This is a genomic window from Subdoligranulum sp. APC924/74 (assembly GCF_003324125.1).
Taxonomy (GTDB): domain Bacteria; phylum Bacillota; class Clostridia; order Oscillospirales; family Ruminococcaceae; genus Gemmiger; species Gemmiger qucibialis.
The window spans coordinates 1-10,323 of the sequence record NZ_PSQF01000093.1 but is presented as its reverse complement, the minus strand read 5'-3'; the positions used below and the strand labels follow the sequence as shown (position 1 = coordinate 10,323).

Genomic DNA, 10,323 nt, shown 5'->3' with positions numbered 1-10,323 from the left:
TTTTGGCAACGCAGATGCCGTGCCGCAGCCGCCGGAGCGGTGCTTAAGCCGTCAGGCGGGAATTGTGCGGTGTTGCCTTAATATTCTTTTATGATACACCGAACCAAGCACCACTGTAAAGCGCTGAGTTGTAAAAAATGCGGCTATAGCATCGGCGGCATACAACAACTGGTTGTTATATAAGAAAAAGGGTTGTAAAAAGTAAGGGAATATGATATAATATTATAAAATGATGATGAAAAGAGAGGACCTTTTATGGCCTCCAATCCCGAATTTGTTCAGTATATTGCGGACCAGCTTGCCCCGGCCGGGCAGGTGACCTACCACAAAATGTTTGGCGATTATGGCGTGTATCTGGACGGCAAAATGTTTGCCCTGGTGTGTGATGACCAGCTGTTCATCAAAATTACCAAAGAGGGGACAGCCCTTGCTCCGCAGCTGCCCAAAGCCCCGCCGTATGATGGTGCAAAAGATTATTTTCTGTACGAGGATGTGGATGACCGGGAACACATGATTGCATTTGTGCAGGCCACCTGCCGCGAACTACCCATGCCAAAGCCCAAAAAGAAGAAGGGAGCGACCTGACCGATGCCGTTTGACTATAAAAAGGAGTATAAGGAATTTTATCTCCCGCCCCAAAAGCCACAGCTGTTGGAAGTGCCGCCCATGAACTATGTGGCGGTGCGCGGCCATGGTGACCCCAACGCGCAGGATGGAGAATATCAGGCGGCCATTGGTATGCTGTATGCGGTTGCCTTTACCATAAAAATGAGCTACAAAGGTACCCACCAGATCCCCGGCTATTTTGAATATGTGGTGCCGCCGCTGGAGGGCCTTTGGTGGCAGGAGGGGCAAAGCCGGGTCGATTACGCCCATAAGGAAACATTCTCTTGGATCGCCATGATTCGCCTGCCGGAGTTTGTAACCAAACAGGAGTTCGATTGGGCCGTGGCCGAAGCTGCCGCCAAGAAAGAGCTGGATCTCAGCAAAGTGGAGTACTTTACTTATGATGAGGGCCTGTGCGTGCAGTGCATGCACCTTGGCAACTATGATACCGAGCCCGCAACGCTCAACGCAATGGAGCAGTTTGCGGCGGAGCGGCACTATAAAATTGACTGCACCTCCGCTCGCCTGCACCACGAAATTTACCTCAGCGATCCCCGCCGCACTGCCCCGGAAAAATGCAAGACCGTTATCCGGGAACCAGTCTGCAAGGTGGAGTAAAGATCACCGGAAAGAGAACAAAATCAAAATAAAGACTGCCGTACCACCTGATCAATACAGGGGGAGGGCAGTCTTTTACAGTTACCGTGAAAAAAACGGCACTCCGGCTTGTTTGATTCTTGCGAAAGTCCTTTGCTTTCGGTCAAAAAAAGAAGGGACTAAGCCAGAATGCCTTGGCTTTCAAGGTCTTTCTGATTTAGTCCTGCGATCTCACAATGATTTTTCACAATAATTGTTCCTATATTCCGCTTCGATCTCGGTCAGCATACGCTGGAAGTCGGGACGGTCGCAGTTCGTGCCGGAGCAGCCATCATCCACAAAGAATACCGGGTTCGGGAAGTGGTTCTTCTTGGCGTATTCCAGAAGGATAGCCCTCTGGGGAAGGGATTTGTATAGACGAATGCCCTGCTTGCGTAAGCTGTGTTCCGTTTACGGCGCGGTCTTTCGTTTTGTTTGCAGATTTAGACGAACCGCAACGATTCAAGAACCGTATAGTTTTGCCAAGGAAAGTTGGTCGCAAAGAAAAAGACTTTGTGCTATACCGGCCTTCTCTGGGCGGGTGCGTTTGGATGCCTGATGGCAGCTCTGAACTTTCGGGATTCCAAAAACAACGGCGGCTAAAGCATACGGCATCGCGGCGCTGGACCAGCTGGGCTCGGCGGTTCTGGTGGGGCGGTACGCGGCGCAGCACCCGGTGCTGGAACAGCTGAACCAGAAACTGGAGGCGCGATCCGATACCTTGCGCCGCCGCATTGCCGTGTATGTGGAAAAGCGCATCCAGCGCGCCTACCCGGAGGCCGCCCGGCGGCAGCCCATGGCAGTGCAGAAGGGGAAAGCCGACTTCCTCAGCGCGGCAGACCTGCTGTGGCTGTTTGTCATCGGGGCGTTTCTGGGCGACATGGTGGAGACCGTGTTCTGCCGCCTGACCGCCGGGGTGTGGATGAGCCGTTCCAGTCTGGTATGGGGGCCTTTCAGCGTGGTGTGGGGGCTGGCGCTGGCCATGGCTGCCGTGCTGCTGCGGCAGAATCAGGATAAAAGCGAGCGCTATCTTTTTGCCTTTGGCACAGTGCTGGGCGGCGTATATGAATATGTGTGCAGCGCTGTTACAGAGCTGCTGTTCGGTACCGTGTTCTGGGATTACAGCAAGTTCAAGTTCAATCTGGGCGGGCGCATCAACCTGCTGTATTGCTTTTTCTGGGGCATTGCGGCGGCGATGTGGATGCGCTACGGCTACCCGCTGGTGCTGAAGCTGATGAAAAAGGTGCGCAGCCATATCCGTCCGTGGATGACAGCAGCGCTGGAGGTATTCATGGCGGTGAATATGCTTACCAGCGCGCTGGCACTGGCGCGGTACGATGCCCGCACCAGCGGCGATGCGCCCAACGGCCAGCTGGAAGTGTTCCTTGATGAGCATTTCGACAACGCCCGCATGGAGCATATTTACCCCAACGCCAAAAAAGTGACCAAGGCAGAATAAATCCCATATTTTCCCTTGTGCTTTTGCTGGAAAACAGGTATAATATTCTCTGGATAAAAGGGAGTAAGGGGCGTACTTTAGTTGAAAAACGGGTGCGCTGTGCTGCAGCGACACCCCCGGCAGAAATGCCCGATGCAGTACCGGATGCTTGAGACTTTTATCACATTTTCCCGTTTTGGGCTGGATGTGATAAAGGTCTTTTTTTGTGCCTCTGCCGCTATTATTAAAAAAGGAGAGATATTATGCTGATCCCTGTTCTGTTATTTATCGTGGGTCTGCTGTGCCTGATCAAGGGCGGCGACTGGTTTGTGGACGGTGCCACCGGCATCGCCCGCCGCTTCCATGTGCCGGAGCTGCTCATCGGTGCCACGGTGGTGTCCATCGGTACCACCCTGCCGGAGGTCATGGTGTCCACCACCTCTGCCCTCACCGGTCACGGCGAGATCGCCTACGGCAACGCCATCGGCTCGGTCATCTGCAACGCTGCACTGATCGCCGCCATCACCATTGCGGTGCGCCCGGGCAAGGTTGACCCCAAGAGCCTGCGCACCCCGGTGGCCTTCTTCTTTGTGGCTGCCGCTTTCTATGCCGGTGTGGCCTACACCACCGGCTCCTTCACTCGCCCGGTGGGCCTGATCCTGCTGGCCATGTTCGTGGCTTACATCGTGTGCAACGTGCTGGCTATGAAAAATACCCCCGCCCCGGAAGAGGAAGAGCAGGCTAAGGAAGGCTCCTTTGCCAAGGAGTTGGGGCTGCTGGCCATCGGTGCAGTGCTCATTGCTGTGGGCGCTGACCTGCTGGTGGACAACGGCACCCTCATCGCACAGGCGCTGGGCGTGCCGGAGTCGGTCATTGCGCTGACCTTTGTGGCACTGGGCACCTCGCTGCCGGAGCTGGTCACCGCCATCACCTCGCTGGCCAAGGGTCACGGCGCGCTGTCGCTGGGCAACGTCATCGGTGCAAACGTGTTCAATCTAGTGCTGGTCAGCGGCGTGTCTGTCACGCTGGCACCCTTCAGCATCCCGCAGAACTCCACCATCGCAGGCATGAACGCCTCGCTGGTGATGGATATCCCGGTCATGTTTGCCGTGATGCTGCTGCTCACCCTGCCCGCTCTGATCAAGGGCAAGCTGAGCCGCCCGCAGGGCATTGCACTGCTGTGCATCTATGCCGCCTTCTGCGCCGTGCAGTTCAGCATCTGATCTGTTGTAAACGTAAAATATTTAAGGCAATACCGCATAATTCTAAGTACCGATACGGCGAGCGAGGTGCGGCAGATGCTAAGCCAAAAGCGCAGATAATACTGGATGTCTTATCGAGCATTTTGGCAACGCAGATGCCGTGCCGCAGCCGCCGGAGCGGTGCTTAAGCCGTAAGGCGGGAATTGTGCGGTGTTGCCTTAAGGCTGCTGCACAGGGTTTTGTGCAGCAGCCTTTTTATGTGGGATGATTTTGAATGCGCTCCGCGACATCTTCCCCCGGAGCGGGTGGAAGTCTTTCCTCAAAGGGAGAGCCAAGAGCACTGCCGAAAGTCTACTCATGATGCCTAATACTTTAGCAATGGGCTTTAATCCTTGGCTACCCCTTCGGGGGAGCTGGTGCTGCCCCTCATCCGACGCTACGCGCCACCTTCCCCCGGTGGGGGAAGGCTTAAGCGGGGCGGTACAGTTCCCGGCTAACCCGTAAAGTTTCCGGGCGTGTCCGCTCTCCCTTGGGGGGAGCTGGCGCGGGAGCGCCTGAGAGGGTAAAAAAGTGGGCCAGAAGCGCCCACAGGCGTTTCTGACCCACAAATAGAACGATATTTTTGTTTTACAGCTGGCAGGCGGTATCGTAGCCGGTGCGGATGGCGTTGGAGATATCCGCAGCCTTGCCGGCGGCATCGCCAATGGAATACACCGGGATGCTGGCAGCTTCCAGCGCAGCAGCGTCAAATTCGTTGGAGCGTGCGCCCATAGCCAGCACGATGTAATCGCAGGGGATGGTCACCTCTGCGCCGTCCTTGTTCTCGCAGACGACGGCGTCCATGCGGAACTCCTTGACCTTGTGGCTGGGGTACTGCTCCACGCCGTAGGTCTTATAGTTTTCCAGCAGGGTGGGCAGAATGGTGGTGCTCTCGCCTGCGGCGATCTTGTCCATCATCTCGATAACGGATACCTTGCAGCCGCGGGCAGCCAGATACTCTGCGGTCTCGCAGCCCACCATGCCGCCGCCGATGACGGCAACCGTGCCGTACACCTGCTGCTCACCGGCCAGAACCTTCCATGCATCGGCCACGTTCACGCTGTCGATGCCGGGGATGCGGGGTGCGGCGCTGTGTGCGCCCACAGCGTTGATGACGGCCTCGAAACCGGCATCCTTCAGCTGCTCTGCGGTGCGGGTCTGACCCATGCACAGGTGCACACCGGCGTTGCAGACCGCGTGGATCAGGTCCTGTGCGGCGCGGCGCATCTCCTCTTTGCGGGGAGGTACGCAGGCAATGTTCAGCTGGCCGCCCAGAGTGGTGGTCTTTTCAAACAGGGTCACGTCATGGCCGCGCAGCGCTGCCACACGGGCGGCTTCCAGACCGGCAGGGCCGCCGCCGAGGACGGCGATCTTCTTTTTCTGCGCTGCGGGCTGGATGCTGCGGGTGTTCTCGTAGCCGTTCTCCGCGTTCAGCACGCAGGAGAGGAACTGACGGTTCTGGATGGCATCGGTGCAGCCCTTGTTGCAACTGATGCAGCGGCGGATATCGCAGGCCTTCCCGGCAGCGATCTTGGTGCCCCAGTCGGGGTCTGCCAGCAGCGGGCGACCCACGGCAACCATGTCGGCCATGCCGCTCTCGATGACACGCTCAGCCATTTCGGCATCCACGATACGACCCACGGCGCTGACCGGCACATTGACGGCCTTTTTGATGTCCCCGGCGATTTTGACGAAGAAGCCGTAGGGCTGTACGCCCATGGGAGGAATGGTGTCGGCCATGTTGCCGGTGTGGTTGGCCTGCGCAACGTGGAGCATATCCACGCCGTCCTCTACCAGCCACTGGGCAAACTGCACGGCGTCGGCTTCGTCAATGCCGCCCTTGCCGCGCTGCGGGGTGACGATGGACAGCTTGTAGTCGATGACCATATCCGGCACAGCCTTGCGGATGGCGCGGGTCAGCATGCGGGCAAAGCGGACGCGGTTCTCCAGACTGCCGCCGAACTTATCGGTGCGGTGGTTCATGCGGGTGGAGCACAGGCAGCCGTTCAGGCGGTCGCCGTGGATCTGGATGACGTCCACACCGGCCTTCTGTGCACGCACTGCGCAGGCGCACATCTTATCGATGATGGCCATCAGCATTTCCTCGCTGACCTCATCGGTGAAGAACATCATGTCGTGATGCAGGCGCTGACGCATCTCATCAAACTTTTTCTGCATAAACAGACCGTTGATGACGTCTACATCGTACTCCGGGTGGAAGAGCTGGACGCCCAGCTTGGTGCCGTAGGCGTGTACGCTGTCGGCCAGTGCCTTGAAGGCAGGAATCTGGCTGTCGTCAAACAGCTTGGGGGTGGGAGAAAAGCTGTTGATGGGTGCCACATCGCCCAGAACGATGTAACCCACACCGCCCTTTGCCAGACGGGTGTAGAAGCCCATGTCCTGCTCGCTGATCATGCCGTTTTTCTCGTAGCCGGTGGTCAGCGGGGGGAACATGATGCGGTTTTTAAAGGTCTGTCCGCCCACCTCGATGGGCTGCAGAATCACGTTTTGCATACGAAAGCCTCCTTGCAGATACACTTTGCTTTACAGATTTGCTTTGATGAATGCTGCGGTCTTTTCCTCCACGGCGGCACGGGCTGCCAGTGTGGCAAAGTTGTGGCCGCCGCCTGCAATGGTGTCCACATCGGGTGCGGTGTACACCTGTGCGTAACGGTTGCAGGTGCCCTCGTCCACCAGACGGTCATCGTCGGCGCGCAGCAGCAGCACCGGGCCGTTGTAGCCCTTGGCCTCGGTAAAGGGGTCGGGGTGCTTTGCCATCTCGTAGTTAAAGGCCATCTTGTAGCACAGACCCTCCATGTCGGCGTAGTCCTTGCCGGTCTGCATAATGCCGTCGGCGCGCTGGGCGCAGCCGAACCACATCCCGGCGCCCGGGCACAGCAAAATCAGGCCGTGGGGCTGGATGACCGGTGCGCAGGAGGCGGCAATGTAGCCGCCCATGCTCTGGCCGGAGAGGAACAGCTTTTCGCTGTCCACATAGGGCTGTTCAGCGGCCCATGCAAAAATATCCTGTGCATCGGTGTGCAAGCCGTCAAAGCTCATATCCTCGAACTCGCCGTCGCTCTCGCCGTTGCCGTAGAAATCGAACCGGGCGCTGCCGATGCCCTGCGCTGCCAGAGCGCGGGACAGATGGGTGTACATGGACTTGTAGCCGCTGCAGCTGCCGGCAAAGCCGTGCAGATGCACCACAAAGGGTACCTTGCCCTCGGTGTCGGGCAGGGTCACGATGCCGCGCAGGGTGTGGCCATTGCGGTTTTTAAATTGAACCTGTAAGATCTTCATGGTTTACTTGCTCTCCTTTGCGGCGCGGCGAGCCTTCAGCTCGGTCAGCATCTCAGCAGTCTTCTGCTTGGTCAGGGGGTAGACGAAGAACAGGATGGCAACTGCAATGCCGTAGCCCAGGAAGTAGATGCCGGTGTAGCTCTTCCAGATGGCGTTCACAACGCCTGCGGTCTGCACAGCGCCTGCGGTAACGTTGTAGCCGATGGCACCCAGCACAAAGCTGGACAGGCTGCCGGAAATGGCGCTTGCAAGCTTGCGGAAGAAGGAATAGGTGGAGTAAACGATGCCCTCGTTGCGCTCGCCGGTCTGCAGCTCGTGGTAGTCGATGGCGTCGTTGACCATAGCCCAGATCAGCACCTGCATGCCGGAAGCGCCCAGATAGCAGATACCGTTGATGACGATGAAGGCCACAGGGTTGTGGACGGGGAAGAAGAACAGGATGCCGAACACGATGGCGGCAAAGCCAGCGCCCATGCAGCACCACTCCTTCTTGCCGAACTTGTTGGCCAGAGGCTGGGTGATGGCAAAGGACAGCACAGCGTACAGCACGCTCAGCATACCGGAGACAGCCTGAATTTTAACGTTGCCGAAGAAGTCCTTATACAGGTAGGTGTTCAGACCGTTGACCACGGAAGCACCGATCATGCCGGTCAGGCTGAAGAACATAACGCCCAGCAGAGCCTTATTGTGAGAGATCTCCTTGAGCACATGCAGGTAGTTCAGCTTTTCGCCCTGCGGACGCTCGGGCACTTCCACGCGCTCCTTGCACCATACGCAGGTGATCTGCAGGCACAGCAGACCCAGCATAGCGCAGATGCAGGCCAGCATCAGGAAGCGGCCAGCCACGGGCTGGTTGTCCACATACAGGAACAGGGGGCCGACCATGACCATAACGGTCATGAAGATGGTGCCGCCAAGGCTGCGGTAGCGGGACAGTGCGGTGCGCTGGCTGACATCATCGGTCATCACGCTGGACAGAGTACCGAAGGGCACGTTGACGCAGGTGTACAGCGCCTCGTACAGAACGTAGGTGACGAACATGTAGGCCAGACGCAGGCCGTAGTTGATATTGCCTACATTGACAAAGCCAAGTATGCACAGCACTGCCATGGGGAAGGAGAAGGCGCGGATCCACGGGATGAACTTGCCGCCCTTGGTGGCTTTGCGAGAGTCCACGATGGCACCGATGATGGGGTCATTCACGGCGTCCCAGATCTTGGTGATCAGCAGCAGGATACCCACGTGGAAGGGGTTGACCTGCAGGATCAGGGTGTAGAAGATCGACAGATACATGGCGCGGTACTGCTCGGTGAAGCAGCAGCCCAGATCGCCCAGCGTATAGCCGATCTTGTCCTTCATGGAGAAGGGGCGGATGGTCTTTTTCTGGTCCATTGTGTTTTATCCTCCTTAAAAACAGTGAAACCACGAGACTTTTCGCACAAGTCTCTTTTCTACGTTTACATTATACGTTGATTTTTCATCAATACATATCCAAAAAATGATTGAAAACTATCGCAAATTGATGTATTATGCAATTATAACAGTTGTATTTTTCTATTGTGTACAACAATTTGTTACATATGACAGTTTTATGGAGAACTTTTTGGTGAATTATACAGCCAAGTGTTATCTTTTTGAGCAGAGCGCCGTCCGGGAATTTTATTCCGGCGCGTATTATGATTTGTTTCTGGTCATGCGGGGCAGCGGTGTGTTCCGGTGCAGCGAGGTGGTGCTGCCCGCACAGCAGCAGAATCTCATCATCTTCAAGCCCGATCAGGGCGGCAGACTGGAATACGCCGGTGCTTACGGCCCGCTGGAACTTATTCGGGTACAGCTGTCCCCCCAGACGCCGGCGCAGCTTTCGGACGCAGATACCGACCTTGAAAAAAGCTTCAACGTGGTGCCCTCCCGGCAGGTGGCTGTGCGCCCGGACAGCCAGATCTATATGCTGCTGAAAAACCTTGCCCGGAAGCTGCTGATGCTCCCGCAGGAGCGCACCCAGTTCGGTGCAGCGGTGTTCGAGCACGGTATTTTGCAAATGTTTGTGGTGCTGGCGCTGCGTGCCTGCATCCATGCGGAGTTCCACACCGCATCGGTCAGCCGCCACTACCTGATGCTGGACGAGGTGTTTTTGTTTATTCAGGCGCACCTTACCGAGGAACTGACGCTGGAGCGGCTGGAAAAGGAGTTTTTCGTCTCCCGGGAACATATTGCCCGGGAATTCAAACGCCAGACCGGGCAGACGGTGCACCGCTATATCGTAAAGGCGCGGTTAGACCGCTGCTGTACCCTCATCGAGCAGGGGCTGCCCATCACCGAGGTGTACAAGACCAGCGGCTTTGGCGGTTACAACCACTTTTTCCGCGCCTTTAAAAAGGAGTACGGCATGACCCCCAAGGAGTACTTCCACACCACCCGGCAGGACGCCCGGGGATGAATCCGGCAAAAGCAGCGCCGTCTGCGCCTGTGAGTCAAAACCACCGGCTGAGCCGGTGGCTTGAGTAAGCCCTAGAAGGGCATAATACTAGCAAAGCCCCTTAAGGGGCCACGAATGGGTCTGCCAACTGCATTCCTGTCTCGTGGCTGGCCCCTCAAGGGGCCTTTTATTTACGCCTTGGTTCCCTTGCTACCCGTAAACGGGTCCGTGAATTCCTTAAGGCTTAACTGGTCTGCAATTTGGTCTTGTTCCAGCTGTCTCTTGATATACTCCTGGATTCTCTGCTTGTTTTTTCCAACAGTATCCACAAAATATCCTCTGGCCCAGAAATGCCGATTTCCATACTTGTACTTTAAATTCGCGTGTCTGTCGAAAATCATGAGGCTGCTCTTTCCCTTGAGATATCCCATAACGTAAGAAATGCTGTACTTCGGCGAAAAACTTATCAGCATATGGATATGGTCCGGGCAGGCTTCTGCTTCAATTATTTCAATATCCTTCTGCTCGCATAGTTTGCGAAGTATCTGACCAATATCTTTTTTGATTTGACCATAAATCACCATTCTCCGATATTTCGGTGCAAACACCACATGGTATTGACATCTCCATGTCGTATGGCTTAAACTATCTACGTCTTTGTTATTTTTCATTTCAAAGATAAACCT

Annotated in this window: 10 protein-coding genes; 5 read left to right on the top strand and 5 right to left on the bottom strand. The window is 56.3% G+C overall.

The window, feature by feature from the left end; genetic code table 11:
* Positions 1-255 precede the first annotated feature (255 nt).
* Entirely contained in the window at positions 256-585 is a 330-nt protein-coding gene (locus C4885_RS13805; RefSeq protein WP_114000892.1) for a TfoX/Sxy family protein, read from the top strand.
* Between the two features lie 3 nt (positions 586-588).
* Positions 589-1,224, top strand: a complete 636-nt coding sequence (locus C4885_RS13800) for a GyrI-like domain-containing protein (RefSeq protein WP_114000891.1) — start codon at positions 589-591, stop codon at positions 1,222-1,224.
* A gap of 210 nt (positions 1,225-1,434) precedes the next feature.
* Here the strand turns inward: C4885_RS13800 and C4885_RS17125 are convergent, their stop codons facing one another.
* A complete protein-coding gene (locus C4885_RS17125; protein ID WP_242979606.1) occupies positions 1,435-1,542 on the bottom strand; it encodes a hypothetical protein in 108 nt (35 codons plus the stop codon).
* A gap of 349 nt (positions 1,543-1,891) precedes the next feature.
* Here C4885_RS17125 and C4885_RS13790 point away from each other — a divergent pair, with 349 nt between their 5' ends.
* The gene (locus tag C4885_RS13790; RefSeq protein WP_371681678.1) at positions 1,892-2,701 is read left to right on the top strand and encodes a putative ABC transporter permease; all 810 of its coding nucleotides are present in this window, start codon (positions 1,892-1,894) and stop codon (positions 2,699-2,701) included.
* Between the two features lie 242 nt (positions 2,702-2,943).
* Positions 2,944-3,903, top strand: coding sequence for a calcium/sodium antiporter (locus tag C4885_RS13785; protein ID WP_114000889.1), 960 nt, complete (start codon positions 2,944-2,946; stop codon positions 3,901-3,903).
* A 606-nt stretch (positions 3,904-4,509) separates the two neighbouring features.
* Here the strand turns inward: C4885_RS13785 and bilR are convergent.
* Genes bilR through C4885_RS13770 form a run of 3 tightly spaced genes read right to left on the bottom strand, consistent with a single transcriptional unit; the run spans position 4,510 to position 8,613 of the window.
* Positions 4,510-6,435: a bilirubin reductase, long form gene (gene bilR / locus C4885_RS13780; protein WP_114000888.1), complete on the bottom strand. Its 1,926-nt coding sequence runs from the start codon at positions 6,433-6,435 to the stop codon at positions 4,510-4,512.
* Between the two features lie 30 nt (positions 6,436-6,465).
* Positions 6,466-7,221, bottom strand: a complete 756-nt coding sequence (locus C4885_RS13775) for a S9 family peptidase (protein WP_097793439.1) — start codon at positions 7,219-7,221, stop codon at positions 6,466-6,468.
* 3 nt (positions 7,222-7,224) lie between these two features.
* A complete protein-coding gene (locus C4885_RS13770) occupies positions 7,225-8,613 on the bottom strand; it encodes an MFS transporter (protein WP_114000887.1) in 1,389 nt (462 codons plus the stop codon).
* A 214-nt stretch (positions 8,614-8,827) separates the two neighbouring features.
* Between C4885_RS13770 and C4885_RS13765 the strand changes: the two genes are divergently transcribed.
* Positions 8,828-9,658, top strand: coding sequence for an AraC family transcriptional regulator (locus tag C4885_RS13765; RefSeq protein ID WP_242979605.1), 831 nt, complete (start codon positions 8,828-8,830; stop codon positions 9,656-9,658).
* Between the two features lie 170 nt (positions 9,659-9,828).
* On the opposite strand, the gene tnpA is transcribed toward C4885_RS13765, so the two are convergent.
* Positions 9,829-10,308 carry an IS200/IS605 family transposase gene (gene tnpA / locus C4885_RS13760; protein ID WP_114000893.1) on the bottom strand — a complete coding sequence of 160 codons (480 nt, stop codon included), beginning with the start codon at positions 10,306-10,308 and terminating at the stop codon, positions 9,829-9,831.
* Positions 10,309-10,323: the final 15 nt, after the last annotated feature.

Bases quoted from the DNA above. Each gene is read 5' to 3' on its own strand.
- C4885_RS13805 (WP_114000892.1), top strand. From the start codon at position 256: ATGGCCTCCAATCCCGAATTTGTTCAGTATATTGCGGACCAGCTTGCC.
- C4885_RS13800 (WP_114000891.1), top strand. From the start codon at position 589: ATGCCGTTTGACTATAAAAAGGAGTATAAGGAATTTTATCTCCCGCCC.
- C4885_RS13785 (WP_114000889.1), top strand. From the start codon at position 2,944: ATGCTGATCCCTGTTCTGTTATTTATCGTGGGTCTGCTGTGCCTGATC.
- bilR (WP_114000888.1), bottom strand. From the start codon at position 6,435: ATGCAAAACGTGATTCTGCAGCCCATCGAGGTGGGCGGACAGACCTTT.
- C4885_RS13775 (WP_097793439.1), bottom strand. From the start codon at position 7,221: ATGAAGATCTTACAGGTTCAATTTAAAAACCGCAATGGCCACACCCTG.
- C4885_RS13770 (WP_114000887.1), bottom strand. From the start codon at position 8,613: ATGGACCAGAAAAAGACCATCCGCCCCTTCTCCATGAAGGACAAGATC.
- tnpA (WP_114000893.1), bottom strand. From the start codon at position 10,308: ATGAAAAATAACAAAGACGTAGATAGTTTAAGCCATACGACATGGAGA.